The organism is Caulobacter sp. GW821-FHT09B08 (genome assembly GCF_059418225.1).
On record NZ_JBWKPL010000002.1, the window covers coordinates 500,121 to 525,666 of the forward strand.

28 protein-coding genes are annotated in these 25,546 nt (G+C 69.0%); 7 read left to right on the plus strand and 21 right to left on the minus strand.

The genetic code is table 11. The features are described 5' to 3' along the window. Window positions 1-102: 102 nt before the first annotated feature. The 4 genes from AC07OA_RS08565 to AC07OA_RS08580 form a co-directional block, all read right to left on the minus strand. Window positions 103-1,602 carry a GDL motif peptide-associated radical SAM/SPASM maturase gene (locus AC07OA_RS08565; RefSeq protein ID WP_494663367.1) on the minus strand — a complete coding sequence of 500 codons (1,500 nt, stop codon included), beginning with the start codon at window positions 1,600-1,602 and terminating at the stop codon, window positions 103-105. 115 nt (window positions 1,603-1,717) lie between these two features. Continuing rightward, a complete protein-coding gene (locus AC07OA_RS08570; protein WP_494663368.1) occupies window positions 1,718-1,894 on the minus strand; it encodes a DUF1843 domain-containing protein in 177 nt (58 codons plus the stop codon). 40 nt (window positions 1,895-1,934) lie between these two features. Next, a complete protein-coding gene (locus AC07OA_RS08575; protein ID WP_494663369.1) occupies window positions 1,935-2,108 on the minus strand; it encodes a DUF1843 domain-containing protein in 174 nt (57 codons plus the stop codon). A gap of 66 nt (window positions 2,109-2,174) precedes the next feature. Beyond that, a complete protein-coding gene (locus AC07OA_RS08580; protein ID WP_494663370.1) occupies window positions 2,175-2,348 on the minus strand; it encodes a DUF1843 domain-containing protein in 174 nt (57 codons plus the stop codon). Window positions 2,349-2,609: 261 nt separating this feature from the next. Between AC07OA_RS08580 and AC07OA_RS08585 the strand changes: the two genes are divergently transcribed. After that, entirely contained in the window at window positions 2,610-3,284 is a 675-nt protein-coding gene (locus tag AC07OA_RS08585; RefSeq protein WP_494663371.1) for a hypothetical protein, read from the plus strand. Here the strand turns inward: AC07OA_RS08585 and sseA are convergent. The 6 genes from sseA to AC07OA_RS08615 form a co-directional block, all read right to left on the minus strand. Further along, window positions 3,281-4,141: a 3-mercaptopyruvate sulfurtransferase gene (sseA, locus tag AC07OA_RS08590; protein ID WP_494663372.1), complete on the minus strand. Its 861-nt coding sequence runs from the start codon at window positions 4,139-4,141 to the stop codon at window positions 3,281-3,283. The genes AC07OA_RS08585 and sseA overlap by 4 nt on opposite strands. Before the next feature lie 90 nt (window positions 4,142-4,231). After that, window positions 4,232-4,804, minus strand: a complete 573-nt coding sequence (locus AC07OA_RS08595; RefSeq protein ID WP_494663373.1) for an N-acetylmuramoyl-L-alanine amidase — start codon at window positions 4,802-4,804, stop codon at window positions 4,232-4,234. A 108-nt stretch (window positions 4,805-4,912) separates the two neighbouring features. After that, a complete protein-coding gene (locus AC07OA_RS08600) occupies window positions 4,913-5,911 on the minus strand; it encodes a cysteine synthase A (RefSeq protein ID WP_494663374.1) in 999 nt (332 codons plus the stop codon). A 114-nt stretch (window positions 5,912-6,025) separates the two neighbouring features. Beyond that, window positions 6,026-6,346, minus strand: a complete 321-nt coding sequence (locus AC07OA_RS08605; protein WP_494663375.1) for a hypothetical protein — start codon at window positions 6,344-6,346, stop codon at window positions 6,026-6,028. Window positions 6,347-6,392: 46 nt separating this feature from the next. Next, a complete protein-coding gene (locus tag AC07OA_RS08610; protein ID WP_494663376.1) occupies window positions 6,393-7,628 on the minus strand; it encodes a class I SAM-dependent methyltransferase in 1,236 nt (411 codons plus the stop codon). 84 nt (window positions 7,629-7,712) lie between these two features. After that, the gene (locus tag AC07OA_RS08615) at window positions 7,713-9,149 is read right to left on the minus strand and encodes a cryptochrome/photolyase family protein (RefSeq protein WP_494663377.1); all 1,437 of its coding nucleotides are present in this window, start codon (window positions 9,147-9,149) and stop codon (window positions 7,713-7,715) included. 62 nt (window positions 9,150-9,211) lie between these two features. Here AC07OA_RS08615 and rfaD point away from each other — a divergent pair, with 62 nt between their 5' ends. After that, a complete protein-coding gene (rfaD, locus tag AC07OA_RS08620; RefSeq protein WP_494663378.1) occupies window positions 9,212-10,213 on the plus strand; it encodes an ADP-glyceromanno-heptose 6-epimerase in 1,002 nt (333 codons plus the stop codon). A gap of 103 nt (window positions 10,214-10,316) precedes the next feature. Further along, window positions 10,317-11,804: a hydroxymethylglutaryl-CoA synthase family protein gene (locus tag AC07OA_RS08625; RefSeq protein WP_494663379.1), complete on the plus strand. Its 1,488-nt coding sequence runs from the start codon at window positions 10,317-10,319 to the stop codon at window positions 11,802-11,804. 6 nt (window positions 11,805-11,810) lie between these two features. On the opposite strand, the gene AC07OA_RS08630 is transcribed toward AC07OA_RS08625, so the two are convergent. Both AC07OA_RS08630 and AC07OA_RS08635 read right to left on the minus strand, forming a co-directional pair. Then, window positions 11,811-12,188 (minus strand): type II toxin-antitoxin system VapC family toxin, encoded by a 378-nt coding sequence (locus AC07OA_RS08630; RefSeq protein WP_494663380.1) that lies wholly within the window; start codon window positions 12,186-12,188, stop codon window positions 11,811-11,813. 5 nt (window positions 12,189-12,193) lie between these two features. Then, window positions 12,194-12,460 (minus strand): type II toxin-antitoxin system VapB family antitoxin, encoded by a 267-nt coding sequence (locus AC07OA_RS08635; protein ID WP_494663381.1) that lies wholly within the window; start codon window positions 12,458-12,460, stop codon window positions 12,194-12,196. A gap of 64 nt (window positions 12,461-12,524) precedes the next feature. On the opposite strand from AC07OA_RS08635, the gene AC07OA_RS08640 reads away from it, so the two are divergent. Both AC07OA_RS08640 and AC07OA_RS08645 read left to right on the plus strand, forming a co-directional pair. After that, window positions 12,525-13,727: an acetyl-CoA acetyltransferase gene (locus tag AC07OA_RS08640; protein WP_494663382.1), complete on the plus strand. Its 1,203-nt coding sequence runs from the start codon at window positions 12,525-12,527 to the stop codon at window positions 13,725-13,727. Window positions 13,728-13,778: 51 nt separating this feature from the next. Beyond that, window positions 13,779-14,939, plus strand: a complete 1,161-nt coding sequence (locus AC07OA_RS08645) for a DUF3089 domain-containing protein (RefSeq protein ID WP_494663383.1) — start codon at window positions 13,779-13,781, stop codon at window positions 14,937-14,939. Here AC07OA_RS08645 and AC07OA_RS08650 read toward each other — a convergent pair. The 8 genes from AC07OA_RS08650 to tcyJ form a co-directional block, all read right to left on the minus strand. Next, window positions 14,893-15,252 carry a DUF6285 domain-containing protein gene (locus AC07OA_RS08650; RefSeq protein WP_494663384.1) on the minus strand — a complete coding sequence of 120 codons (360 nt, stop codon included), beginning with the start codon at window positions 15,250-15,252 and terminating at the stop codon, window positions 14,893-14,895. The genes AC07OA_RS08645 and AC07OA_RS08650 overlap by 47 nt on opposite strands. After that, the gene (locus AC07OA_RS08655) at window positions 15,249-16,226 is read right to left on the minus strand and encodes a phosphotransferase family protein (RefSeq protein ID WP_494663385.1); all 978 of its coding nucleotides are present in this window, start codon (window positions 16,224-16,226) and stop codon (window positions 15,249-15,251) included. Before AC07OA_RS08655 ends, AC07OA_RS08650 begins: the two co-directional genes overlap by 4 nt. Window positions 16,227-16,245: 19 nt before the next feature. Continuing rightward, window positions 16,246-17,082 carry a type 1 glutamine amidotransferase domain-containing protein gene (locus AC07OA_RS08660; protein ID WP_494663386.1) on the minus strand — a complete coding sequence of 279 codons (837 nt, stop codon included), beginning with the start codon at window positions 17,080-17,082 and terminating at the stop codon, window positions 16,246-16,248. A 4-nt stretch (window positions 17,083-17,086) separates the two neighbouring features. Then, complete coding sequence (gene recG, locus AC07OA_RS08665) at window positions 17,087-19,162, minus strand: ATP-dependent DNA helicase RecG (protein ID WP_494663387.1); 2,076 nt, start codon at window positions 19,160-19,162, stop codon at window positions 17,087-17,089. A gap of 52 nt (window positions 19,163-19,214) precedes the next feature. Next, window positions 19,215-19,517 carry a hypothetical protein gene (locus AC07OA_RS08670; protein WP_494663388.1) on the minus strand — a complete coding sequence of 101 codons (303 nt, stop codon included), beginning with the start codon at window positions 19,515-19,517 and terminating at the stop codon, window positions 19,215-19,217. 62 nt (window positions 19,518-19,579) lie between these two features. Then, window positions 19,580-20,320 carry an amino acid ABC transporter ATP-binding protein gene (locus AC07OA_RS08675; protein WP_494663389.1) on the minus strand — a complete coding sequence of 247 codons (741 nt, stop codon included), beginning with the start codon at window positions 20,318-20,320 and terminating at the stop codon, window positions 19,580-19,582. Further along, a complete protein-coding gene (tcyL, locus tag AC07OA_RS08680; protein ID WP_494663390.1) occupies window positions 20,317-20,973 on the minus strand; it encodes a cystine ABC transporter permease in 657 nt (218 codons plus the stop codon). The genes AC07OA_RS08675 and tcyL overlap by 4 nt, the downstream gene beginning before the upstream one ends. Before the next feature lie 7 nt (window positions 20,974-20,980). Continuing rightward, window positions 20,981-21,775 carry a cystine ABC transporter substrate-binding protein gene (tcyJ, locus tag AC07OA_RS08685; RefSeq protein WP_494663391.1) on the minus strand — a complete coding sequence of 265 codons (795 nt, stop codon included), beginning with the start codon at window positions 21,773-21,775 and terminating at the stop codon, window positions 20,981-20,983. 171 nt (window positions 21,776-21,946) lie between these two features. Between tcyJ and AC07OA_RS08690 the strand changes: the two genes are divergently transcribed. Beyond that, window positions 21,947-23,131 (plus strand): M48 family metallopeptidase, encoded by a 1,185-nt coding sequence (locus AC07OA_RS08690; protein WP_494663392.1) that lies wholly within the window; start codon window positions 21,947-21,949, stop codon window positions 23,129-23,131. A 90-nt stretch (window positions 23,132-23,221) separates the two neighbouring features. Next, window positions 23,222-24,277 carry an MBL fold metallo-hydrolase gene (locus tag AC07OA_RS08695; protein ID WP_494663393.1) on the plus strand — a complete coding sequence of 352 codons (1,056 nt, stop codon included), beginning with the start codon at window positions 23,222-23,224 and terminating at the stop codon, window positions 24,275-24,277. A gap of 5 nt (window positions 24,278-24,282) precedes the next feature. Here AC07OA_RS08695 and AC07OA_RS08700 read toward each other — a convergent pair whose 3' ends face one another. Continuing rightward, window positions 24,283-25,398 (minus strand): beta-ketoacyl-ACP synthase III, encoded by a 1,116-nt coding sequence (locus AC07OA_RS08700; RefSeq protein ID WP_494663394.1) that lies wholly within the window; start codon window positions 25,396-25,398, stop codon window positions 24,283-24,285. Window positions 25,399-25,546 lie beyond the last annotated feature (148 nt).

Below are 25,546 nucleotides of genomic sequence, written 5' to 3' on the forward strand. Positions count from 1 at the left end.
GGACTCGGCGCGACTGCAGGCCCTGGTGGTTTAGGGCTTGGGAGTAAGCCGGTTCAAGGCAGGAAATCGGCGCGTGGGCGGAGAGAGTCTCCGAACCGGCCCCTAGGCCTTCACCCCCAGACCGGCCAGCAGACGCGTGGCGTCAGCGATCAAGGCGCGGCGGCGCTGGACGTCGGCGGCGTAGGCGGCCTCCGACTGGGCGACGTCGGCCTGGCAGTGCGGACAGGCGGTCTCGTGCGGCCAGATGTAGTTGTCGCATGACCGGCAGGGCTTGAGGCTGGGCGGCACGGCGCCGCCGGCGGCCGAGCGCTGGCGGATGGGCACGTGCACGGCCGCCGGATCGCGCGCCGGCATCGGCGTGACCTCGGCGCCCGGGATCGGTTCGGTGACCAGGGCGAACTCGCCGATCGCGAAGCTTTCGGCCGGGGCGTCCTTGATCTTGACCACCCGCTCGCGCAGGCCGTGACTGGCCAGGTCCAGCACGCGGTGGTGGCAGTAGGGATTGTTGCCGCGCTTGCCCAGCAGCGACTCCGAGGTCCAGGTGCAGCCGGCCCGGCAGATGTCGGCGTAGTAGCAGGTGCGGCAGTAGCCCCACAGCTCCTCGACGTCGCGCAGGCGGCCGAAGCTCATCCGTTCGCTGTGACGCCAGATGTCGCCGACGCTCATCTCGCGGACATTGCCGGCGGCGTAGAGCGAGGTGGCCAGGGAAGGACAGCCCTTGATGGTGCCGTCGGCCTCGATGCCGATGCCGGTCTGGCCGGCCGAGCAGCCGTTCCAGTGATCGGTCTCGTCGCCCAGGCCGCGCCAGATGTGCTCGTAGGGGCCGAAATAGCCGATGTTGTTGCCCACCACCATCAGCAGGCCCCGGGCCTCGCCTTCGCGATACAGCCGGGCCAGCAGGGGCATGACCTCCAGCAGCTGGTAGGGCTGGAGCAGCAGTTCGGGATTGTCGACCGCGTTGCCCATGGCGACGGTCAGCTGGATCTGCCAGTGGGTGGCGCCGGCCTCGATGATGCGGTCCATCAGCTCGGGCAGATGCCGGGCCGTCTCGGCGCCGATCTGGGTGTTGACCGACACGGCCATGCCCCGGGCCTTGGCTCGCTGGAGGGCGCCGATGGCCTGGTCGTAGGAGCCGACCACGCCGCGCACCCGGTCGTGCAGGTCGGGCAGGCCGTCGATCGACACGCCGACGCCTTGCAGGCCGGCTTCGGCCGCCTCGTCCAGGCGCTTGTCGGTCAGGTTGCGGGCGCCGGTCTGGATGGCGGTGCGGATGCCGTGGGCGCGGCTGCGGCGGATCAGCTCGATCCAGTCGCGGCGCAGATAGGCCTCGCCGCCGATCAGGGTCAGCTCGCGCGTACCCAGCTGCGCCAGATGGTCGATCAGCTCCAGGGCCTCGGCGGTGTTCAGTTCGTCCGAACGCGGCCGACCGGCCCGCGAGCCGCAATGCTGGCACTTGAGATTGCAGGCCAGGGTCACTTCCCAGACCACGTGCACGGGCACCAGCTCGGTATAGTCGCGCTCGAGCCGGTAGCGCACAGGCTTGCCGACCAGGGTGTCGGAACCAAGGTCCAAGCTCGAAGGGAACGAAAGCGTATCCGTCATGCGGGTCGGGTCCTCGGATGGGCTCGCCGCCGCGCGAAGAGACGGCGAAGAGGTCGCGCGCGGAGACAGACCGCGCCCGGACGCCGGCTGACCGGCGCCGGACGCGGCGAGGGGGTCAGTACTTGCCGCCCGCTTCCAGCTTGGCGATCTCGACCTTGAGGATCGCCAGCAGGGTGGGGATATCGCCGTACTGTTCCAGATGGGCTTCGGCCTCGGATTCCAGGCGCTGAAGCTCGCTCAGGTCGCTGGCGGCGATGCCCTGGGCCATGGCCACACCGTAGAGAATTCTCATGGTCTGGTTCCTTTCCGGGATGTGAGCCGGGACGGGCGCCTCAGCGCCCGCCTTCCAGCTTGGAAATCTCGACCTTCAGCAGGGCCAGCAGGGTGGGGACGTCGCCGTACTGCTTCAGGTGGGCTTCGGCGGCGGCCTCGACTTCCTTCAGCTTGGCCAGGTCGCCGGACGTGATGGCTTCGGTGATGGCGACGCCATAGGGCATGATGCTCATGGGATGTTCCTCCGTGGACCGCCTTGGAAACGGCGGCTTGGTTGTCGATGGGTTTCGAGGCCGAACTCAGCGGGCCTGGGCGCGGGCGATCTCGACCTTCAGCTGGGCCAGGAGGGTGGCGATGTCGCCGTGCTCCTCCAGGTGGGCCTCGGCCAGGCTCTGCAGCTTGCGCAGCTCGGCCACATCGCCCTTGGCGATGCCTTCGGTGATGGCGACGGCGTAGAGCGGGATATGTGCCATTGGGATCTCCAGAAACGATTGCGACTGAAGCGGGGGGCGACCCGGCACGAACCGATCGCCGCGAGGGCGTCGGGCGGGCCGAGGTCCGTTTGCAAAGGCGTTTCGTCGGGGCCGATCACGCCACGACGGCGGGCGAAGATCGCGATCCTTCCCCCTGGCGCGGAGGTTGAAGCGAAAGTCGAAGTGTTGTCAACTCATGAGTGTGTTCACGTCATGATGAAATCATGACGTTCATCCGTGCCCGGAAAGCGAGAGGTCCAGATGACCCAGGTCGCCCTGAAAGACGCGCCGGATCAGGTGCCCGCTCGGCGCCTGATCGCGGCCGTAGACGCTTCGGACGGACCGATCGACGACGCGGCGATGGATGCGGCCCTGGGCCTGCGGATCGTGGCCGTGGAGGATCGGCTGGACACCCTGTCGCTGCTGGATCGCCACGGCGTGCAGCGCTTCGACCAGGGCGACCTGACCTACAGGATCGTGCGGAGCTTCTATCGGGCGCTTGAGCCCGAGCGGCCCAACCTCAGGATCCTGGACCTGGGCAGCGGCTATGGGCGCTTCGGCCTCTACGGCGCCCTGCGGGGGCTGATCGCCTGGCACGGCATCGAACTGGTGCCGGAGCGGACGGCCGAGGCCGAGCGCGCGGCCCGCGCCCTGGGCCTTTCCGGCCTGTCGTTCCAGTCGGGCGACCTGCTGAGCGCCGATTGGCCGCCCGCCGAGGTCTATTGCATGATGAACGCGGTGCTGCCGCGCCTGCTGGCGCCCGTGGTGGAACGTCTGGAGGCCGAGGCGCGGCGTCGGCGCATCGTGGTCGCTTCGGTCTCGACCAGCAACAAGGCCTTCGACGCCGCGCCCTGGCTGCGCGAACTGGAGATGAAGACCGCCGGATCGGGCGCCGACCGGCTACGGATGTGGGAGTCGGTCCTGGCCGCCGGCTAGACCGGCGCGGCCTGGCCCGTCGCCACCGGCACGTCGTCGCGGCCGCCCCATTCGGTCCACGAGCCGTCATAGACCGCCGCCCGGGGCTTGCCGAGGCGCGCCAGGGCCAGGGAGACCGCGGCGGCGGTGATGCCCGAGCCGCAGGTGGTGGCGATGGGCTTGTTGATGTCGACCCCGGCGGCCTCGAACACGGCGGCCAGTTTGTCGGCCGGCAGCATGGTCCCGTCCGGCGCCAGGATGGCCGACAGCGGCACGTTGCGCGAACCGGGGATGTGGCCGCCGCGCAGGCCGGCGCGGGGCTCGGGATCGCGGCCCTCGAAGCGACCAGCGGCGCGGGCGTCGATCACCTGCTCGCGGCCGGTTTCGAGATTGCGCTTCATCTGGTCGACCGAGCGGACGATGTCGGCCTGGAAGCGCGGGGTGAAGTGGCGTTCCTGCGGCGCGACGGCCAGATCGTCGACTGGGCGGCCCTCGGCGATCCACTTGGGCAGGCCGCCGTCCAGCACCACCACGTCCTCGTGGCCCATGGTCCGGAATTCCCACCAGACACGGGCGGCGGGCAGGATGCCGCTGGTGTCGTAGACCACGATGCGCGAGCCGTCGCCCAGGCCCAGCTTCTTGACCCGCGAGGCGAACTTGATCGGCGAAGGCAGCATGTGGGGCAGGGGCGAGGTTTCGTCGGAAATCTCGTCGATGTCGAAGAACACCGCGCCGGGGATGTGGACCAGGTCGTACTCGGCCTTGGGATCGCGGTTGGCGGCCGGCATGTGCCACGACCCGTCGACGACGCGGACGTCCGGCGCGTCCAGATGCTCGGCCAGCCAGGCGGTCGAGACGAGCGGATCGGTGTGGGTCATGACGAAGCCTTTCGGGGTCTGACTCGCCCCTTGGAGAAGGCGGGCAAGATCACGCGATCGGCGATGTGGGGCAAGCCGGCTTAGGCCCGTTCAGGGATGAGCTTCGGCCGGGGAATGCTCGCCGGCCTCCTGCACGATCTTGTCCTGCACCCGCTGGATGACCTCCAGCTTCTTGACGTTCTTGCCGGGGCAGGCGTGGGTGGTGGCCGGGTCCTCGCGGTGCAGGCGCATGCTGGCCGGGTCCAGCCCCAGCACCGCCGACAGGGTGGCCATGGCCGCCACGGCGTTGTCGCGCACCAGGGCGCCGCGGCCGGTGTCGAAGGCGTCCTTGTCGTAGTCGCCCAGCATTTCGATCCCCAGGGCGATGCTGTTCCAACTGGGCGAATGCACCCCGGCCACGGTCAGGGGGGTGAAGACCCAGATCTGCTTGTCGTCGATGAACAGGTGCGGCCCCGCGCTCCACTTCTGCTGGTCGCGATAATAGCCTTCGAGATTGGCGATGTGGGTCTGGGTGAAACCCTGCGGTCGTTGCGAGAGGTTGGGCACGCCGGTGTTGTGGAGCGCGATGAAGTTCGGCCGCCACGCCGACCACGTCAGAGCTTCACAATAGGTTTCGAACGCTTCCGGCGTGAAACTCTTGCCGACAATACCTTTCCAAGCCATCAGGCCCTCCCGGTGCGACTTGGAGTGATCCTGCACCGGGTGGTTGAATTCTGCAACCTATTGGAATGTTTCGGCGAGGCGCCCGCATGGCGAGCTTGGCCGGTCGGCCTACATCCACGGCGGCGTGGGCAAGCCCTTCTCGGCCAGGAAGGCGGGGTTGAAGAGCTTGCTCTGGTAGCGCGAGCCGTGGTCGCAGAGGATGGTCACGATGGTGTGGCCCGGGCCCATGGCCTTGGCCATCCGCACCGCGCCGGCCACGTTGATGCCGGTCGAGCCGCCCAGGCACAGGCCTTCATGCTGCACCAGGTCGAAGACCTGCTTCATCATCTCCTCGTCGGTCACTCGGAAGGGGTAGTCGACGGTCAGGCCCTCGAGATTGGCGGTCACGCGGCCTTGGCCGATGCCTTCGCTGATCGAGGTCCCCTCGGCCTTCAGCTCGCCCTCGGCGTACCAGCTGTAGAGCGAGGCGCCGCCCGGGTCGGCCAGGCCGATCTTCACGTCGGGCTTGCGGGCCCGTAGGGCGGTGGCGACGCCGGCCAGGGTGCCGCCCGAGCCGACCGCGCAGATGAAGCCGTCGACCTTGCCGCCCGTCTGCTCGAAGATCTCCGGACCGGTGGTGTCGATGTGGGCCTGGCGGTTGGCGACGTTGTCGAACTGGTTGGCCCAGATCGCGCCGTTCGGATCGGTCTTGGCCAGTTCCTCGGCCAGGCGGCCCGAATAGCGGACGTAGTTGTCGGGGTTGGAGTAGGGGACGGCGTCCACCTCGACCAGCTCGGCGCCCAGCAGGCGGATGGCGTCCTTCTTCTCCTGGCTCTGGGTGCGCGGGATGACGATGGTGGTCTTGTAGCCGAGCGCGGAAGCGACCATGGCCAGGCCGATGCCGGTGTTGCCGGCGGTGCCCTCGACGATGCGGCCGCCGGGACGCAGCAAACCTCGCGCCTCGGCGTCGCGGATGATGCCCAGGGCGGCGCGGTCCTTGACCGACTGGCCGGGGTTCATGAACTCGGCCTTGCCGAGAATCTCACAGCCGGTCGCGTCGCTGGCGCGGTTGAGGCGGATCAGGGGCGTGTCGCCGATCGCGTCGAGTACGCTGGTCTTTACGGTCATGTCTTCAAATCCGGCCGTGCGAAGTCGGGATGGTAGATCGTGATGCGCGCTCCTGAAGCAAGGCCAGTTTTCCTGAAGGCGCAACGATCGCCTTGAGCATTTCCAAAACCGGGCTCAGTCGATCCGCTGGGTGATGATGACGTTGAGCAGGGCCAGGTTTCCCTCGACCGAGGCCGCCGCGCACCAGGCGCCGTGAAGGCCTTCCACCTCGACCAGATGGTTCTCGATGGCGTCGACCATGATCCCCTCGGCGACCGGGAACGAGGCGTCGCCCAGCAGCTGTTCCTCCTCCAGTTCGCGGCACCAGGCGGCGACGGCGTCGGTGGGCGTGCCGGCCTCGAACTGGGTGATGTAGGTGCCGCCGTGGAAGTCCAGGACCAGGGTGTAGAGGTTCATCGGGCCGACCTCGGGCGCGGGTTCGCGCGGTGTTTGCATACCCAAGGTCGGGATGCGCGAACCCGTTTGCTAGGGGCCGGCGCCGCTAAATCCTGGACAGGCCCAGCTGGATGACATTGGTCCGTTCGGCGCGAAACCCCGCCTCGCAATAGCTGAGATAGAACCGCCACAGCCGCCGGAACCGCTCGTCGAAGCCCTGGCCCTTGATGTCGTCCCAGGCCGCCTCGAAGCGCGCGGCCCATTCGGCCAGGGTGTCGGCGTAGTTTTGGCCGAAACGCGTGATCCCGGTCCAGGCCAGGCCCGCCGCGGCGGTCTCCTGGCGCAGCCGCGCCTCGCTGGGCAGCATGCCGCCCGGGAAGACGTAGCGCTGGATGAAGTCGGTGTGGCCGCGATAGCGGGCGAACAGCTCGTCGCGGATGGTGATGATCTGCAGGCCCGCCCGGCCGCCCGGCGACAGCACCTCGCGGATCTTGCCGAAATAGGTGGGCCAGTACTCCTCGCCGACCGCCTCGAACATCTCGATGGAGGCCACGCTGTCGAAACGGCCCTCGATGTCGCGATAGTCGATCAGGCGGATATCGGCCTTCTCGGCCAGGCCCTGGTCGAACAGGCGCTGGCGGGCGAAGTCGTGCTGGGCCTGGGAGATGGTGACGCCGGTCACCTTGGCGCCCACCTCCTTGGCGGCGAACTCGGCGAAACCGCCCCAGCCGCAGCCGATCTCCAGCACGTGCTGGCCGGGCCGCAGGTCGATGGAGCGGGCCAGGGCCGCGTACTTGGCCCGCTGGGCCTGGTCCAGGGGCTGGGCCGGGCTTTCGTACAGGGCCGAGGAATAGGTCATGCTGGGGTCCAGCCAGCGCGAGTAGAAGCCGTTGCCCAGGTCGTAATGGGCGTGGATGTTGCGCTTGGAGCCCTGCCGGTCGTTGCGGTGGAACAGGTGATAGAGCCCGTTGACCGCCTGCATCAGCGGATTGCCGCGCACCAGGGCCGTCAGCCGGTCGAAGTTGCGCGAGAAGGCCTCCAGCGCCGTCGACAGGTCGGGCGTGTCCCACTCGCCGGCCATGTAGCCCTCGGCGAAACCGATGGCGCCGGAGGCCAGGACCCGCCGCATGAAGCGGTAGTCGTGGACGCGGATCACCGCGTCGGGACCGGGCGTCTTGCCCACGATCCGCAGCGGCTTGCCCGATGGAAGCACGAAGGTCAGGGTGCCGACCGCCCAGTTCTCGATCGCCACCCGAAGGGCGGTGCGGAAAGCTGCCGGCGCGCGGCGAAGTTCGGGGTCGCGCGCGGTGGCGGGCCAGGTGGCAGGCAGGATATCGGTCATCGACGCTCCCATCCCTCGACTTGAGGAGAAATTAAGAACTCCCGAAACCGAGCTGTAAATGGGGTTACTACCTAGCCGCGCAGGCTAATCGCCCTTGAGGCCGCGATAGGCCTCCAGCGCCCGTTCGCGCGCCGCCGCATGCCCCACCATCGGTTCTCCATAGATACGCTTGGCGGCGGGGCTGAGTTGCGTCGGGACCTTCCAGGGCTCGTGGATCGCCGCATCGGGCAGGTTGGCCAGCTCCGGAACCCAGCGGCGGACATAGGTCCCGGCCGGATCGAACTTCTGGCCCTGGGCGATGGGGTTGAAGATCCGGAAGTAGGGGGCGGCGTCGGCGCCGCTGCCGGCGACCCACTGCCAGTTGCCGACATTGTTGGCGAGATCGGCGTCGACCAGCGTGTCCCAGAACCAGGCCTCGCCCTGGCGCCAGTCGATCAGCAGGTGCTTGATCAGGAACGAGGCGACGATCATCCGCACCCGATTGTGCATGAAGCCCGTGACCCAAAGCTCGCGCAGGCCGGCGTCGACGATGGGATAGCCGGTCTGGCCCCGGCTCCAGGCCTCGAAGGCCGCGTCGTCGCGAACCCATGGAAAGCCGTCGAACTCGGGTCGGAAGTTGGCCTTGGGCAGGTCGGGCCAATGGAACAGGATCGAATGGTTGAACTCCCGCCAGCCGATCTCCGACAGGAACTTCTCGACCTGTCCGGCGGGCGCGTCGCCGGCCTCGGCGGCGGTTCGGGCGGCGACGAAGACCTGGCGCGGGCCGATCTCGCCGAAGTGCAGATGCGGCGACAGGCGCGAGGTCGCCTCCACGCCCGGCAGGTCGCGCTTGCGGTCGTAGTCCTCGACCGGGCCCGTCAGGAAGTCGTCCAGCCGCTCCACCGCCCCGGCCTCGCCGGGCGTCCAAAGGTCGAAGCCCTTGGACCAGTCGGGCTTGGTCGGGTGCAGCTTCCAGCCATCTAGCGCCTCGGTGCGCGGCCAGTGCTCGGGGGCGGGCAGGGTCTTGGGCGCGGGCTCGACATGGACGTGGTGCAGTTGGTCGCGCGCCGCGCGCCAATAGGGGGTGAAGACCTTGTAGGGCTGGCCCGAGCCGTTCTTCACGGTCCAGGGCTCATTTAGCAGGCCGGCGTTGAAGCTCTCGCAGGCGATCCCGTCGTCCTTCAGCCAGGTCTTGATCCGGCTGTCGCGTTCGATGGAAGCCGCGTCGTAGAGCCGGTTCCAGACCACGGCGGCGGGCTTGGCGTGGGCGACCACGTCTTCCAGAACCGCGCGCGCCGGGCCGCGACGCAGGATCAGCCTGGAGCCGATTTCCCCAAGCGCTTCAGCAAGCTTGGCCAGGGACTTGTCCAGCCACCACAGCGATGCGCCTCCCATCGGCCGAACATCCGGCGTCTCGTCCAGGATGTAGAGCGGGATCACCGGGCGGCCGGTGGCGGCCGCCGCGAGCAGCGCGGGATTGTCGGCCAGGCGCAGGTCCTTCCGCAGCCAGACGAGGATGGGGCCTTCCCGTTCGATCTTCACGTTCGCTCCGACGCCCGAGCCAATACCTTGCTCCCATCGCCCCCTGTGCCATAACGCGGCTCATGTCCAGACGCGTCATCCTCGTCACCGGCGGCGCCGGTTTCATCGGCTCCAACATCGTCGCCAAGCTGTGCGAGGACGACAGCCTCGACGTCGTGGTCTGCGACTGGCTGGGCGAGGCGGCCGAGAACAAGTGGAAGAACCTGGCCAAGTCAGCCATCGCCGACTTCGTGGCGCCGGAGGACCTGTTCGACTGGCTGGCCGAGCGCGGCGACGAGGTCGAGCTGGTGATCCACATGGGCGCGGTCTCGTCCACCACCGAGCCGGACGCCGACCTGATCGTGCAGTCCAATTTCGTGTTGTCGCGCGATCTCTGGCGCTGGTGCGCCCAGCATCAGCGGCGGCTGATTTATGCTTCCTCGGCGGCCACTTACGGCGATGGCCTGCAAGGTTTCGACGGCAAGGACGACCTCGAAAGCCTCAAGGCCCTGCGGCCGCTGAACGCCTATGGCTGGTCCAAGGCCCTGTTCGACATCTACGCCGTCCGCGAGGCCGCCCGCGGCCATGCGCCGACCCAGTGGGTGGGGCTGAAGTTCTTCAACGTCTACGGCCCCAACGAGGACCACAAGGGCGGCATGAAGTCGGTGGTCTGCCAGATCTGGCCCAAGGTGGCGGCGGGCGAGGGCGTGCGGCTGTTCAAGTCGCATCACCCCGACTACGAGGACGGCGGCCAGCTGCGCGACTTCGTCTATGTGCGCGACGTGGCCGACGTGGTCGCCTGGCTGGCCAAGAGCCCACACGTCAGCGGCGTCTACAACCTCGGCTCGGGCAAGGCGCGCTCGTTCAAGGACCTGGCCGAGGCGACGTTCCGCGCCGTCGGCCAGGAACCCGACATCGCCTATTTCGACATGCCCGAGGTGCTGCGCGGCAAGTACCAGTACTTCACGCAGGCCGACATGAGCCGCCTGCGCGCCGCCGGCTACAACGCGCCGATGACTTCGCTGGAGGACGGCGTCGAAGACTATGTGGCTGGGTTCCTGAATACAGACGACCCTTACCGGTAAAACGACCGGGTCGCTGACGTCAGGGCACGCTTGCCGACCCTTTCCGCGGGCGTAAGCTGATCGCCGATAACGCGCCGGGACAGGCGCAGATCGGGAGTGGAACATGGTCGGCATCGCCGCCTGGGGCGCCTATGCGCCGCGTCTTCGGCTCAGCCGCAAGGCGGTCACGGAGGCCAACGCCTGGGTCGCGCCGAACCTGCGGGCCAAGGCCAAGGGCGAGCGCTCGATGGCCAACTGGGACGAGGACGCCCTGACCATGGCGGTGGAAGCCGCCCGCGACGCCCTGGGTCCGGACGACGACCGCTCCGACATCGACGCCCTCTATTTCGCCTCGACCACGGCGCCGTTCGCCGACCGCCTGAACGCCGGCATCGTCTCGGCCGCCCTGACGCTGGAGAAGGCCGTCGCCTCGGCCGACGTGACCGGTTCGCAGCGCTGCGGGCTCACGGCGCTTGGACAGGCCCTGGCGGCGGTGCAGGGCGGGTCGGTCAAGCGCGCCCTGGTGGCCAGCGGCGAGCATCGCCGGTCCCGCGCGGCCTCGAGCCAGGAGCTGGACAACGGCGACGGCGCGGCGGCCTTCGTGGTCTCGGCCGACGCCGGCGTGGCGGAGTTCCTGGGGCGCGGCAGTGTTACCGACGACTTCGTCGATCACTTCCGGGGCGCCGACGCCGAGTTCGACTATGGCTGGGAAGAGCGCTGGATCCGCGACGAGGGCGTCGTCAAGCTGGTCCCGCCGGCGATCCGAAAGGCGCTCGAAGTTTCCGGGGTAAGCGCCTCGGAAATCTCGCACTTCTGCTTCCCGTCTGTGTTCTCGGGCATGGCGGCCAGCTTGGCCAAGACCGTCGGGATCGCGCCCGAGGCGGTGCGCGACAACCTGGCCCTGACCCTGGGCGAAGCGGGCTGCGCCCACGGCCCGCTGATGCTGGCCCACGCCCTGGAACAGGCCAAGCTGGGCGACATCGTCCTGGTCGCCCAGTTCGGCCAGGGGGCCGAGGCCCTGGTGTTCCGGGTCACCGAGGCGGCTATCGAGGCTCGTCCCGCGCGGGGCGTCACGGGCGCGCTGGCCGATCGGAAGGCCGAGGACAACTACATGAAGTTTCTCGCCTTCAACGGCCTGGTCGACTGGGACAAGGGCATGCGGGCCGAGAAGGACAACAAGACGGCCCTGACCACCCTCTATCGCAACCAGGACCAGATCCTGGGCCTGGTCGGGGGGCGCTGCCGCGAGACAGGCGTCGTGCAGTTTCCCCGCACCCGCATCTCGGTGGCCCCCAACAATCCGGCCGTGGACACCCAGGAGCCGTACGGCTTCGCCGAGCGTCGCGCCTCGGTGCTCAGCTACTCGGCCGACTACCTGACCTTCTCGATGAGCCCGCCCAACCACTACGGCATGATCGTCTTCGAGGGTGGCGGCCGGATCATGATGGACATCACCGACGTCGAACCCGGCGAGGTCGACAGCGGCCTGCCGGTCAAGATGGTGTTCCGCATCAAGGACGTCGACGAGAAGCGCGGCTTTACCCGCTACTTCTGGAAGGCCGCGCCGGACCGCGCGGCGATGGCGTCCCAGGCCGCCGTGGCGGCGGAATAGCCCATGTCAGATCGCGCGCTTCACATCGGTGGCGGCGAAGTCCTCGCCCTTGAACAGCAGCGGCAGGTCGCGGGATTTGGCCAGGGCGTAGCTGAAGCAGTCGCCGTAGTTCAGGCCGTGACGGCCTCGGCCGTAGGCTTCGTAGGCCGACAAGGCAATTTTCAGCTGTTCAGGGTCGAACATCGCGATCGAAACTTCCAGATCACTCACGAGGCGTTCGGCGTTGTCCGCCTCATGGGGACCTTTGCGCCGAAGACAAACAATCTGCAGCTCCAATCGGGTCGCTGCGGACATCAGCAAGCCGCTGGCTCGGCTGACGATGTTTTTGAACGTGTCGGCCTCTGGCTCCGCCCAAAGCATGGCCAGCACGGCGGAGGTGTCCAAGACCATCACTTCGGAAGGCCGTCCTCGTCGTACAGCATCTCTTCCGGCGTGCGGGGGTCAAGTACGGGAAGGGCGGCCGACCGTCGCTGGATTTCCGCTATGAAGGCCATCTTCTCTTCAAACGTTCGCGGCTTTGCCGGAGCCTTCGGCAAGGTGCGCTCGGCTTCAGCCCGAATGGCGCGCGTGACGATCTCATCCAGGCTTTCGCCGGTCTGCTCCGCCATCTGGTGGGCGAGGCGGTCTGCTTCGTCGGTGAGGATGAGACGCGTCATGTCTTCAAATCTACACCCGATCCATACGGCCACCAAGCCGAGCCAAGCTTAGGGAAAAACCACCATGGCCAAGGGCATCCGCGACAAGGTCGCCATCCTGGGGATGGGCTGCAGCAAGTTCGGCGAGCGCTGGGACGCCGGGCCCGATGACCTGATGGTCGAGGCCTATGTCGAAGCCATGCAGGACGCCGGCATCGAGCCCAGCCAGCTGGATGCGGCCTGGTTCTCCACCCACGTGGACGAGCTGGGTACGGGCAAGGGCGGCACGCCGCTGTCCATCGCGCTGCGCCTGCCCAACATCGCCGTCACCCGAGTGGAGAACTTCTGCGCCTCGGGTTCGGAGGCCTTCCGGGGTGCGGTCTATGCCGTGGCGGCCGGGGCGGCCGACATCGCCATCGCCGTGGGCGTGGAGAAGCTGAAGGACACCGGCTATGGCGGCCTGCCGGTCGGCAATCCCGGCACGCTGGCGCCACAGATCATCCCCAACGGTTCCGCGCCCGGCAACTTCGCCCAGCTGGCCAGCGCCTATCGCGCCAAGCATGGCGTCTCGCGCGAGGACCTCAAGCGCGCCATCGCTCACGTCTCGGTCAAGAGCCACGCCAACGGCGCCAAGAACAAGAAGGCCCACCTGCAGAAGGCCGTCACCGTCGAGCAGGTGCTGAACGCCCCGATGATCGCCGAGCCACTCGGCCTGTTTGATTGCTGCGGCGTGTCGGACGGGGCGGCCGCCGCCATCGTCACCACGCCCGAGATCGCCCGCGCCCTGGGCAAGCGCGACCTCGTCACCGTCAAGGCCCTGCAGCTGTCGGTCTCCAACGGCTACGAGAGCCAGTACAACGGCTGGGACGGCAGCCACTTCCACACCGCCCGCATCGCCGCCGGCAAGGCCTATCGCGAGGCCGGGATCGAGCGGCCGCGCGAGCAGATCTCGATGATGGAGGTGCACGACTGCTTCTCGATCACCGAGCTGGTGACGATGGAGGACCTCTATATCTCGCCCGAGGGCCAGGGCTGGCGCGACGTGCTGGACGGCTTCTACGACGCCGACGGCGGCCTGCCGTGTCAGATCGACGGCGGGCTGAAGTGCTTCGGCCATCCCATCGGCGCCTCGGGCCTGCGCATGCTCTACGAGATGTATCTCCAGCTCCAGGGCCGGGCCGGCGAGCGCCAGCTGAAGGACCCGGTGTTCGGCATGACCCACAATCTGGGCGGCGCGCCGGCCAGCAATGTCTGCTCGGTCGCGATCATCGGACAGGAAGGCGCGTAAGGCCTTCCGGGCCGTCTCGCGCGCCGGTCCGGCTTGGTGTAACCAGGGCTCATGGCCGACCGGTTCAAGGGTTTCAAGCGCTGGATCTTCACGGGGGCGGTGCTGTTCCTGGCGCTGGTCGTGGCGGCGGTGTTCTACTGGCGCTACGACATCCTGCGCACCACCCTGGACCCCAAGGTCCCGTTCCAAACCTACGAGCCGCCGCCGGCGCCGAACTACGCCGAAGGCAAGGCCTGGGCGCTGCGGCCGCCCGTCGGCGCGGCGGCCCGCGAGCCGGCTGATGTCTTCTTCGTGCACCCCACCAGCTATGATGGCGGGCGCGACTGGAACGCGCCCTACGACCAGCCCAAGGCCGAGCGGTTCCTGGCCCGGGTGCTGCTGCCCAACTACGCCGCGCCGTTCGCCCGAGTGGGACGGATTTTCGCGCCGCGCTACCGCCAGGCCAGCCTCTACACCTTCCTGACCCTGCGCGACGACGCCCGGGACGCCCGGCGCTTCGCCTATGACGACGTCCGCACGGCCTTTCGCTACTACCTCCAGCACGACAATGGCGGGCGACCGGTCATACTGGTCGGGGTGGAGCAGGGCGGTATCCTGGCCGCGCGTCTGCTGGCCGAGGAGATCGCGCCCGATCCGGCCCTGCATGGGCGGCTGGCCGGGGTCTATCTGATCGAGACCGTGGTGCCGGCCGACGAATACGGTCCTGCGGCCGCTGTGCCGGCCTGCACCAGTCGAAGCCAGGCCGGTTGCGTGGCGGCCTGGGCCTCGTTGGTGGACGGCGACTTCCAGCAGGTCCAGGAGTTCAACAATCGCTCGCTGGTCTGGCGCGGCGGCGACGAGCTGGTCACGCTGGACGGCCGCACGCCGCTCTGCGTCAACCCGTTGCTGGGCGAGCGCAGTGAGATCCGGGCGCCGGCCAAGCTGAACCTGGGCGCGGCCAACGCCACGGGCCTGGAATGGGGTTCGCGGCCGGCCCTGCTCAAGCGCCAGGTCTGGGCCCAGTGCCAGGACGGCCTGCTGCACACGGGGCGTCCGAAGTCGACCTCGCTGCGCGACAGCGGCTCGTGGACCGACCGCCGCAAGGTCGACGGCTTCAACCTGTTCTGGGCCGACATCGAGGCCGACGCCCAGGCGCGGCTGGCGGCGCTGAAGGCGCGCGGGGCGGTTAGTCCCGCAACGCCGCCAGCCCCGAATAGCTCGGCTGGTCGATAGCGATCTGATCGGCGACGCTGGCCTTCAGGTGGGCGAGCACGGCCGGATCCAGCGGGGCGAGGCGGCCGTCGCGCAGGCGGTCGCAGAGCTCGGCGTTCAGGGCCTCGAAGTCGCCGTCCACGCCCAGCAGCGCGCGCAGTCGCTCGACCGCCGCGACCTCGGCCGCCGGCCAGAGGGCGGCTTCGCGATCCAGCGTAGCACGGGCGTTGTCGGCCACGCGGGCGATGAAGGCGGCGCGGGCGTCGCCGGGCGGGCCGGTCTCGACGGCGGCCAGGGCTTCGGACAGTTCTGCGGCGGTGGGATGGGTGATCATGCGGCCCGCTCCATCAGCAGCACCAGATCGATCTCGGTCTCGCTGGCCCGGCGGCCGATCATGGCGCGCTCGATCGAGCGGTCGGCGCCGCTGGCGAAGCTGGCGTACATCATCAGGCACATGACGCCCCATTTCAGCGAGCCCAGGGCCTGCCAGAACAGCAGTCGCTCCAGCGACACCGGTGCGCCGCCGGCCGCCGCGTGGCCGTCCAGCAGATCCTGGTAGTCGCCGAACCCGCCGACCGGTTTGCGCCACTCGCCAAACCGCCAGGAATTGACGCAGATCCAGCCCAGGTCCTCGGCCGGGTCGCCCAGGTGGGCCAGCTCCCAGTCCAGCACCCCGACCAGGCCTGCTTCCGGCGAGATCATCAGATTGCCGTTGCGAAAATCGCCGTGCACCAGCACCGGCTGCTCCAGCGGCGGGGCGCGGTCGGCGAGCCAGCGGAAGGCGGCTTCGAATACCGGACGCCGGGCGCCCGACTGGCGATAGACCGCCTCGTAGCGGGCCAGTTCGCTGGCGGCGTCCGAGGTCGCCAGCGGCGGCAGGCCGTCCAGCGGCGTGGCGTGGATCGCCGCCAGCACCTCGCCGCAACGCCGCGCCAGGCGCGGCCGGACGCCGGCGAAGGCGTCGTCGCGCACGATGCGCTTGCCCAGGGTCTCGCCCTCCAGCCGGCGCATGACATAGGCCTCGCCCAGGCCGTCGGCGGGTTCGCAGACCCGCAGGACTTCGGGTACCGGCGCGCCTTGGGGAGCGACGGCGGCCAGCAGGGCGGCTTCGGTCGACAGCGGCAGGGCGGCCTCGCTCATCGATCCGCCGTCCGGACGCCGGCGCAGGATCAGCGGCGTCCCGTCGTCGAGGTCGAAGGTCCAGGTCTCCAGGCTGGCGCCGCCCGATAACCGGCGGGCATTGATGGCCGTCGTCGCGCCGGGCGACAGGCGCGGGGCCAGGGCGGAGAGGGCGGCGGGCACGTCCATGTGGCCAGCCTCCTTCGGCTCACCCAGCGTCAGGCAAGGCGGCTTCTTCCAGCACGTCCGCGAAGGTCTTCGCGAAGGCGTGGGCGTCGCCTGGCCAGCGGGCCGAGACGTAAGCCCCGTCGCGGACCACGAAGGCCGGGGCGCTGTCGGCGGCGGTGTCGCGGTCGAGGCCCGAGGTCTTGCGCTTGCGGTCCGGGGCGTCGCCCGGGACGTCGAGAAAGTCCTCCGGGCGGGCCAGGGCGCGGGTCACCTCGGCCTGGACCGACATGTAGCCGGCCGGCTGGCCCGGCGCCTCGACATAGGTGCGGTAGTAGTCGCGGTCCCAGGGGCGGAACAGGTGGGCCAGGGCGCTGGCCGAGCGTTCGAGCGGCCAGGTCAGGGCCGTGGTCCTGCGGCCGTGCAGCACCGAGCGGCCGGTGGCGGGGTCGAGGCTGCGGGCCGCCAGCAGCACGCCGTGGCAGATGGCGGCGACGGGCTTGCCGGCCGCGAACGCGTGCACGACGGCCGCCTGTAGCAGCGGGCTTTCCAGATAGTCCCGCATCCCTCGCGCTCGGTGGCCGCCGGGCAGCAGCAGGCCGTCGAAGTCGCCCAGGGCGTCCCAGCGGCGCGGCGCCTGGAAGGCCGGATCGGCCAGCATCTGGCCATAGGCCGCGCGAGCCTCGGCGTTGGCGCGCAGCAGACCGCCGACCAGGGGCAGACCCTTGCCGGTCAGCATGATGTCGTCGGCCGCGCCGGGCCGCCCGTCGGGCGTGGCGAACACCACCCGGTGGCCGCGCCCGGTCAGGACCTTCCAGGGCACGGCCACCTCGGTGGGATCGAAGTCGCGGGCAGGAAGCGGGATCAGGACGGTGGCCATGGCGTCACCCCGCGTCGTTCAGGGGCGAGGCGGCCTTCCAGTCAAACAGCTCCTGCAGCATCCGCACGGCCTGGCCGCGCGGGCTGGTCAGGTCGGGATCGCGGGCCAGGATCAGGCGGGCGTCGTCGGCGGCCACGGCGATCAGGTCGCGATGGGCCACCGGGTCGGCCAGCTTGTAGGCCGGGAAGCCGCTCTGCTTGAGGCCTAGCGGGTCGCCGCCGCCGCGCAGCTCCAGGTCCTTCTCGGCGATCTCGAAGCCGTCGTCGCTGCGGCGCAGGATGTCCAGCCGCTGCTGGGCGGTCTCCGACAGCGGCGGGTCGTAGAGCAGGACGCACGAGCTCTCGCGGGCGCCCCGACCGACGCGGCCGCGCAGCTGGTGCAACTGGGCCAGGCCGAAGCGGTCGGCGTGCTCGATCACCATGATGCTGGCGTTGGGCACGTTCACCCCGACCTCCACCACGGTGGTGGCGACCAGGATCGAGACCTCGCCGTCGACGAAGGCCTGCATCACCGCATCCTTCTCGGCGGCGGGCATCTGGCCGTGCACCAGCCCGACCTTGGGGCCGATGGCCTGGCGCAGGGAGGCGGCGCGCATCTCGGCGTCGCGCAGGTCGATCTTGTCGGACTCCGAAACCAGCGGGCAGATCCAGAAGGCCTGGGCGCCGGCCTCCGACGCCGCCCGCAGCCGTTCGATGATCTCGGGAATACGCGGCGTGGGCGAGGCGCGGGTGGCGACCGGCGTGCGGCCCGGCGGCTTCTCGTCGATCCGCGAGACGTCCAGGTCGCCGAAGACCGTCAGTTCCAGGGTGCGCGGGATCGGGGTGGCCGACATCGCCACGAGATGCGCGCCTTCACCCTTGTCCTGGAGGCGCTTGCGTTCGTTGACGCCGAAGCGGTGCTGCTCGTCGATGATCGTCAGGCCCAGGGCCTTGAAGGCCACGTCGTCCTGGAACAGGGCGTGGGTGCCCACGGCCACGGCGGCCGAACCGTCGGCCAGCTTGGCGAGTTTCGAGGCCCGGACCGAGCCCTTGTCGCGGCCGGTCAGCAGGATCACGGCCAAGCCTTGGGCCTCCAGCGGCGGGGCCAGGGTCTCGTAGTGCTGGCGGGCCAGGATCTCGGTGGGGGCCATCAGGGCCGACTGCAGGCCGGACGCGGCGGCGTCGGCCATGGCCAGCATGGCCACCACGGTCTTGCCCGAGCCGACGTCGCCCTGCAGCAGCCGGCCCATCCGCTCGCCGCTGGCCATGTCGCCGCGCACCTCCGAAAGCGCCCGGATCTGGGCGCCGGTCAGCTTGAAGGGCAGGGCTTTCTCGACCGCGTCCGACAGCTCGCCGGCCTGGATTCGCGGGGCGGGATGCGAGCGCTTGCCGGCCTTGCGCTGGCCCAGGGCCAGCTGGTGGGCCAGCAGCTCGTCATAAGCCAGGCGCCGCCGGGCCACCGACATCGGCGACAGATCGATCTCGGCCTGCGGGTTGTGGACCAGGGCCAGGGCCTCGCGCCAGGCCGGGAAGCCGCTCTTGGCCAGCCAGGCCGGGTCCTGCCACTCGGGCAGGGCGGCGGCGCGCTCCAGGGCCTCGTGGGCGAACTTGCGAAAGGTGCGCGAGGGCAGGCCGGCGGTGGCGGGATAGACCGGCTCGACGGCCGGGATGTCGCCGGCCTTGTCGGCGTCCAGCAGGTAGTCGGGGTGGGCGATCTGGATTTCGCTGCCGTAGCGCTCGACCTTGCCGCTGACGGCGCGCCTGGCCCCGACCGGATGCTGGCGTTCGAGGTGTGGGCCGTGGCCCTTGAACCAGGTCAGGGTGACGGCGCCGTGGTCGTCCGACGCCCGGATCCGCCAGGGCTGCCCTCCGCGTTGCGGCGGCAGATGAGTCTCGATGGTGACCAGGAACGTCTGGACCTGGCCGTCGACGGCGTGGTCCGAGGTGGTGGCCGTGCGCCGGATCAGGCCGTTGGGCGTGGCGAACAGCACGTCGCGCACGATCGGCCCCGCCAGCCGCTCGACCAGCGGCGCGACGCGCGGCCCCACGCCCTTGAGCGTGGAGACCGGCGTGAACAGCGGAAAGAGAATCTCGGGGCGCATGGGGCGCCACCATAGCGAAGCCTGCGTCGGAAGTGGACGCAGGGCGTAAGGGCTATTCGCCCTTGTTCATCACAGGCTTCACGGCCGCCAGGATGTCTTGCAGTTCCTCGCTGCGCGAGGCGCCCGAAACGTTCAGGCGGGTATAGAGGTACTCGGCCTTGTGCTTCTGGGCGGCCTCGGGGAAGCGGTTGGTCGCCCCGTGCAGATTGTTGGCCTCGCCGGCGAAGACGATGGTCCCCACCGCGTCGACGAAGACGAAATTGCCAGCGATCGTCGTCCGGGGATCGCGATCCTCGGCGAGCTTGTAACGGTAGACAGCGCCCGATGCGCCTTGCAGATCGATATAGGGTTTCACAGGACCTCGCCTCACAGCACACGGCGTCGGCGGAGAGGAGGTGAGGGGCGCCGGGGGCCAAATTATGACCTTAGGCCGCTCACCTTGCTGAGGAATCGCCGCGTGCGCTCTTCCTTAGGCGAACCAAGCACTTCTGCGGAAGGGCCTTGTTCAAGAATAACGCCGTCATCCATGAACAGCGTCCGATCGGCCACATCGCGCGCGAAATCCATCTGGTGTGTCACGATCACCATGGTGCGCTTCTCGGCGGCCAGGTCGCGGATCACCATCAGCACCTCGCCGACCAGTTCGGGGTCGAGCGCCGAGGTCGGTTCGTCGAACAGGATGACCTCGGGGTCCATGGCCAGGGCCCGGGCGATGGCGCAGCGCTGCTGCTGGCCGCCGGACAACTCGCGCGGATAGGCGTCGACCCGGTGGGCCAGGCCTACCTTGGTCAGCAGGGCGCGGGCCTTGTCGTAGGCGGCCTCCGGCTTGACGCCGCGCACGACGATCAGGCCCTCGGCGACGTTCTGCAGGGCCGTGCGGTGCGGGAACAGGTTGAAGCTCTGGAACACGAAGCCGACGCGGCCCTTCAGAGCGCGGGCCAGGGGCGTCTTGCCGCCCGCCGTCACGCCGGCCACGGTCAGGGTTCCGCCGTCGATCGTCTCCAGCCCGCCCAGGCAGCGCAGCAGCGTGCTCTTGCCCGAGCCGCTGGGGCCGATCACCGCCACCACCTCGCCGGGGGCGACGGTCAGGTCGACGCCGCCCAGCACTTTGGTCGGGCCGAAGTGTTTGACCAGGCCCTTGGCTTCGATGGCGCTCATCGGCGCCCCTCCGCCTGGCGTTCAAGTCGGGTCTGGACCAGGGCCAGCAGGCTGGACAGGACCCAGTAGACGGCGGCGGCCGCCAGATACATGGCGAAGATCTCGTAGGTGCGGGCGGTGATCAGCTGGGCCTGGCGGAACAACTCGGGCACCTGGATGGTGGCGGCCAGGGACGTGTCCTTGACCAGGCTGATGAAGCTGTTGGACAGGGGCGCGACGGCGGTGCGGGCGGCCTGGGGCAGGATCACCCGGCGCAGGGCCTGGCCGCGGCTCATGCCCAGAACGCTGGCGGCCTCCCACTGGCCCTTGTCGACGGCGGCGATGGCGCTGCGCAGGATCTCGCCGGCATAGGCGCCGATGTTGATCGAAAAGCCGATGCCGGCCGCCAGCAGGGGCGGCAGCTGCACGCCCAGCTGCGGCAGGCCGTAATAGATCAGGAACAGCTGCACCAGGAGCGGCGTGCCCCGGATGGCCGAGACGTAGACGGCCGCCGGCCAGCGCAGCAGCGGGCTGCGCGACAGCCGCATCAGGGCCAGGCCGAAGCCGATCACCAGGCCCACGCCCATGCCGATCAGGCTGAGCAGCACGGTGTAGCCCGCGCCCTTCAGCAGCAGCGGCGCGGACTGGGCGACGAGGTCGAGCGCGGGGGTCATGCCCGTCTCATTTCGTCACGTCCTGGCCGAACCACTTGTTCGAGATTTCGGCCAGCTTGCCGCTGGCGCGCAGGGTGTCGATGGCCTGGTCGATGGTCACCTTCAGGGCGGGGTCGCGCAGCATGGCCACGCCCATGCCCTGGCTGGCGAACGGCGCGCCCGAAGCCACGAAGTCGGGCGAGGTCTTGACGAAGTCGGCGGCCACCAGCCGGTCGTTCAGCACCGCGTCGATGCGGCCGGCCTTGAGGTCCTGGTACTTGGTGGGGTCGTCGTCATAGGTGCGCACGATCGCGCCGGGCACGTTGGCGCGCAGCCAGCTTTCGTAGTTGGTGCCCAGGCCCACCCCGACCTTCTTGCCCTTGAGGTCGGCCGGCGCGGCGATGTCGGTCTGGCCCTTGCGGGTGATGATCTGGATGCCCGAGATCGTGTAGGGGCGCGAGAAGTCGTACTTGGCGGCGCGCTCGGGCGTGATGGTGATCTGGTTGATGACCACGTCGATGCGCTGGGATTCCAACGCGCCCAGCAAGCCGGCGAAGGGCGAGGGATGGAACTCGGCCTTGACCTTCATCTGCTCGGCCAGGGCCTTGGCGAAGTCGACCTCGAACCCGGCCAGCTGGCCGTCCTTGTCCTGGAAGTTGAACGGCGGATAGGTGCCTTCCAGGCCGATTCGCAGGACCTTGGTGGCCTCGACGCGCTTGAGACCGGTCTCGGCGACATTGCCGGTCTTGCCGCCGCAGCCGGCCAGCGCCAGGGCGCCCAGGGCAAGGCCTGCCAGGAGTTCACGACGGGCGGGGAATCGCATGCGGGCCTCGAAAGGAAAAATCAGGGGCGTATTTCTATACGCCCTGCGCGCCGCCGCCAGTGCCAAGCGTCGCAGCCGGACCGGGCCATCGAACCTGACCGCGAATTAACCTGACGCCCCGGTCCGCCTCTGGCTTTCTGGCGCGCTAAGAGTTGATTTGGGGGACCTTCCTTGGCGCTTCTGTTCGATCCCGCCGCCGCCACGGCGGCCTATCTTGCGCAACTGCCGCCCGAGGCTCATGCCAAGGCGACGGCCTACACCCAGGGCGGCCACTGGCTGCTGCTGTGGGGTTTCCTGGTCTCGGTGCTGGTCTCGTTTCTGATCGTGCGCAGCGAGGTGCTGGTGGGCCTCCGCCGCCGGCTGGAGCGGCGCAAGCCCAAGCCCGTGCTGGTCAGCCTGGTGGTGGGGATCGTCTATCTGCTGATCGACAGCCTGCTGAGCCTGCCCTGGTCGGCCTATGCCGGCTGGTGGCGGCAAAAGCAGTACGGCCTGACCAGCCAGGCCTTCACCGGCTGGCTGGGCGAGGGGCTGATCGCCATGGCCATCAACGCGCTGCTGTTCGGCCTCTTCCTGGTTGCGCTGTACGCCCTGATCCGCAAGGCGCAGCGCACCTGGTGGCTGTGGGCGGGCGCGCTGACGGCGGTGTTCTTCGCCACCGTGCAGATCTTGGCCCCGGTCTACATCATGCCGATCTTCAACAAGTATACGCCCGCCCCGGAAGGCCCCGTGCGCGAGGAGGTGGTGGCGATGGCCAAGGCCAACGGCATCCCCAGCGACAAGATCTTCGTCTACGACGGCTCCAAGCAGTCCAACGCCTACACCGCCAATGTCGCGGGCCTGTTCGGCACGGCGCGGGTGGCGATGAGCGACACCATGTTCAAGCAGGGCGCGGACATCTCGGAAGTGCGCGGCGTGGTCGGCCACGAGATGGGCCACTACGCCCACCAGCACGCCCTGTGGATCGCGGGCGGGCTCAGCGTGCTGGCGGTGATCGCCTTCTTCCTGATCGACCGGCTGTTCAACCCCGTCGCGGCCTTGCTGGGCGCCGAGACGGTCAAGGGCGTGGCCGATCCGGCCGGCCTGCCGGTGCTGGCGGTGATCCTGGCGGTGATCGGCCTGCTGGGCCAGCCCCTGACCAACAGCCTGATCCGCATCGCCGAGAGCGACGCCGACAACTACAGCCTCCAGCACTTCAACGAGCCGGACGGCCTGGCCAAGGCCCTGGTCAAGACCATCGAATACCGCGCGGCGACGCCGGGCGTCGTCGAGGAGGTGCTGTTCTACGACCACCCGGCCGTGGGGCGACGCATCCGCAACGCCATGGACTGGAAGGCGACGCATCCGAAGGCGCAATAGGGGCGGGCGGCTGTCGCCAAGACCCGCTTCGCCGAGGGACAGCGTCAAGCGGTTAGGCTAGGCTCGGTTCACCCTCAGGAGAGCCGGGCCATGCTGACGCGTCGAATGCTGCTGGCCGCGGGGGTATCCCTTGCCGCGCCCCTGCCTGGCGCGGCCGCGCCGATCACGGTTCCCGAGATCGACCGGCTGGCGTTGACCCTGCTGGCCGACAGCACGGTTTCCAGCTTCGCCACGCCCGTCGAGCGGCCCGGCCTGAAGATCCTGCCGCCGGAGCGCGCGGCCTCGTCCTATCGGCTAACCCTGCGCGGCGAGTGGGGCTATTCGGTGCTGGCGGACGCCGTCGGCGCGGGCGGCGCGCGTCACCGCGTGCTGATCGACTTCGGCTACACGCCCGAGACCCTGGCTTCGAACATGGCGCTGCTGGGCGTGGATCCGGCGACGATCGAAGCCATGGTGCTCAGCCATGGCCACTATGACCACTTCGGCGGGTTGGCCGCCGTGGTCGGCCGGGTCAAGCGCGGAACGCCGCTCTATGTCGGCGGCGAAGAGGTCTTCTGCGCCCGCCTGCGCGGCGTCTCGCCCGATGGGCCCAGCTTCGGCCAGTTGGAGAAGGCCGATCTGGTCGCGGCGGGGATCGATCTGCGCGTGACGTCCACGCCCCAGGACCTGGCCGACATCGGCTTCACCACGGGCCGGATCCCGTTCGTGTCGCCCGAGAAGCCCAAGGTGCCGACGTCGATGCTGCCGGGCCAGGGCTGTCGTCGCGCCGAGCTGGACGCCGACCGACGCGATCTGGACTTCTTCGTCGACGACGCTGTCCACGAACTGGGCACGGCTTTTCACCTCAAGGGCAAGGGTCTGGTTGTCATCGGCTCGTGCAGCCATCGGGGCATCATCAACACCGTGCGCGCCGCGCAGGCCGCCTCGGGCGTCGACAAGATCCACGCGATCATGGGCGGCTTCCACCTGGTGCCGCCCCAGACGCAGCAGCAGGCGCTGCAGACCCTGGCGCTGATGCAGGCTCTGAAGCCGGACTACATCCTGCCCGGGCACTGCACGGGCGAGGCGTTCATCGCGCCGGCTATCGCCCAGATGCCGGACCAGGTGTTCCGCACCGTGGTCGGCAGCCGAGTCATCTTTGGCTGAGCGCCCTAGCGCTTCCTGACGAACACCGTGCCGGCCGAGTAACCCGCGCCGAAGCTGCAGATCAGGCCCGTCTCGCCAGCCGCGAAGTCGTCGTTGGCCGAGTGGAAGGCGATGATCGAGCCGGCCGAGCTGGTGTTGGCGTAGGTGTCCAGGATGATCACGTTCTCGCCGGGCTCGGGATCGCGGCCCAGCACCTTGCGGCCGATCATCTCGTTCATGTTGATGTTGGCCTGGTGCAGCCACAGGCGCTTGAGGCCGGTCGGATCCACGCCGATGTCGCTGGCGTGCTCGACGATCATCTGGCTGACCATCGGCACCACTTCGCGGAACACCTTGCGGCCTTCCTGGACGAACAGCTTGTCCTTGGCGCCGATCCCTTCGGGGGCCGTGCGGTTCAGGAAGCCGAAGTTGTTGCGGATGTTGTTGGAGAACTCGGTCTTCAGGCGCGTGCCCAGGATCTCCCAGCCACCGGTCGCCTGGGATTCCTCCTCCAGGATCACGGCCGTGGCCACGTCGCCGAAGATGAAGTGGCTGTCGCGGTCGGTGAAGTTCAGGTGCCCCGAGCAGATCTCGGGATTGACCATCAGCACGGCCTTGGCGCTGCCGGTGGCGATGAAGTCGGCGGCGGTCTTGATGCCGAAGGTGGCCGACGAGCAGGCCACGTTCATGTCGAAGGCGAAGCCGTCGATGCCCAGGGCCTGCTGCACCTCGATGGCCATGGCCGGATAGGCGCGCTGCATGTTCGAGGCCGCGCAGATCACCGCGCCGATCTCGGAGACGGGCTTGCCCCAGCGGGCGATGGCCTGCCTGGCGGCCTCGACGGCCATTTCGGCCAGGATCGAGATTTCCTCGTTCGGGCGCTCGGGCAGGATCGGGCACATGACCTCGGGGTCGACGATCCCGGCCTTGTTCATCACGTAGCGGGCCTTGATGCCCGAGGCCTTCTCGATGAACTCGGGCGACGAGGGCGCCAGGGCCACGATCTCGCCGGCCGCGATGGCCTCGGCGTTGGCGGCGTTGAAGCGCTCGACATAGGTGTTGAAGGCTTCGACCAGTTCGGTGTTCGAAACGCTGAACGGCGGGGTGTACAGCCCCGTGGCGACGATGACGGCTTTATGCAAGGCGGCGGTCCCGGTGACGCTGGGCGCGCCTAACGGGCGCGTCTCGGATTTTGACTTGGCGGATCAATAGCACGCCTGACGCCGTCGTCACCTTTCCGCGACGCGACCTTGAAGCCACACCCCGTGGTTTTCGGCCCAAACCTGGAAC

What these genes read in the sequence shown, in the direction of transcription:
- AC07OA_RS08625 (WP_494663379.1), top strand. Translation starts at nt 10,317, where the DNA reads ATGGTCGGCATCGCCGCCTGGGGCGCCTATGCGCCGCGTCTTCGGCTC.
- AC07OA_RS08605 (WP_494663375.1), bottom strand. Translation starts at nt 6,346, where the DNA reads ATGCAAACACCGCGCGAACCCGCGCCCGAGGTCGGCCCGATGAACCTC.
- AC07OA_RS08640 (WP_494663382.1), top strand. Translation starts at nt 12,525, where the DNA reads ATGGCCAAGGGCATCCGCGACAAGGTCGCCATCCTGGGGATGGGCTGC.
- AC07OA_RS08675 (WP_494663389.1), bottom strand. Translation starts at nt 20,320, where the DNA reads ATGAGCGCCATCGAAGCCAAGGGCCTGGTCAAACACTTCGGCCCGACC.
- AC07OA_RS08575 (WP_494663369.1), bottom strand. Translation starts at nt 2,108, where the DNA reads ATGAGCATCATGCCCTATGGCGTCGCCATCACCGAAGCCATCACGTCC.
- AC07OA_RS08585 (WP_494663371.1), top strand. Translation starts at nt 2,610, where the DNA reads ATGACCCAGGTCGCCCTGAAAGACGCGCCGGATCAGGTGCCCGCTCGG.
- AC07OA_RS08695 (WP_494663393.1), top strand. Translation starts at nt 23,222, where the DNA reads ATGCTGACGCGTCGAATGCTGCTGGCCGCGGGGGTATCCCTTGCCGCG.
- recG (WP_494663387.1), bottom strand. Translation starts at nt 19,162, where the DNA reads ATGCGCCCCGAGATTCTCTTTCCGCTGTTCACGCCGGTCTCCACGCTC.
- AC07OA_RS08645 (WP_494663383.1), top strand. Translation starts at nt 13,779, where the DNA reads ATGGCCGACCGGTTCAAGGGTTTCAAGCGCTGGATCTTCACGGGGGCG.
- sseA (WP_494663372.1), bottom strand. Translation starts at nt 4,141, where the DNA reads ATGACCCACACCGATCCGCTCGTCTCGACCGCCTGGCTGGCCGAGCAT.
- AC07OA_RS08650 (WP_494663384.1), bottom strand. Translation starts at nt 15,252, where the DNA reads ATGATCACCCATCCCACCGCCGCAGAACTGTCCGAAGCCCTGGCCGCC.
- AC07OA_RS08595 (WP_494663373.1), bottom strand. Translation starts at nt 4,804, where the DNA reads ATGGCTTGGAAAGGTATTGTCGGCAAGAGTTTCACGCCGGAAGCGTTC.
- AC07OA_RS08600 (WP_494663374.1), bottom strand. Translation starts at nt 5,911, where the DNA reads ATGACCGTAAAGACCAGCGTACTCGACGCGATCGGCGACACGCCCCTG.
- AC07OA_RS08635 (WP_494663381.1), bottom strand. Translation starts at nt 12,460, where the DNA reads ATGACGCGTCTCATCCTCACCGACGAAGCAGACCGCCTCGCCCACCAG.
- tcyL (WP_494663390.1), bottom strand. Translation starts at nt 20,973, where the DNA reads ATGACCCCCGCGCTCGACCTCGTCGCCCAGTCCGCGCCGCTGCTGCTG.
- AC07OA_RS08565 (WP_494663367.1), bottom strand. Translation starts at nt 1,602, where the DNA reads ATGACGGATACGCTTTCGTTCCCTTCGAGCTTGGACCTTGGTTCCGAC.
- AC07OA_RS08655 (WP_494663385.1), bottom strand. Translation starts at nt 16,226, where the DNA reads ATGGACGTGCCCGCCGCCCTCTCCGCCCTGGCCCCGCGCCTGTCGCCC.
- tcyJ (WP_494663391.1), bottom strand. Translation starts at nt 21,775, where the DNA reads ATGCGATTCCCCGCCCGTCGTGAACTCCTGGCAGGCCTTGCCCTGGGC.
- rfaD (WP_494663378.1), top strand. Translation starts at nt 9,212, where the DNA reads ATGTCCAGACGCGTCATCCTCGTCACCGGCGGCGCCGGTTTCATCGGC.
- AC07OA_RS08570 (WP_494663368.1), bottom strand. Translation starts at nt 1,894, where the DNA reads ATGAGAATTCTCTACGGTGTGGCCATGGCCCAGGGCATCGCCGCCAGC.
- AC07OA_RS08580 (WP_494663370.1), bottom strand. Translation starts at nt 2,348, where the DNA reads ATGGCACATATCCCGCTCTACGCCGTCGCCATCACCGAAGGCATCGCC.
- AC07OA_RS08660 (WP_494663386.1), bottom strand. Translation starts at nt 17,082, where the DNA reads ATGGCCACCGTCCTGATCCCGCTTCCTGCCCGCGACTTCGATCCCACC.
- AC07OA_RS08610 (WP_494663376.1), bottom strand. Translation starts at nt 7,628, where the DNA reads ATGACCGATATCCTGCCTGCCACCTGGCCCGCCACCGCGCGCGACCCC.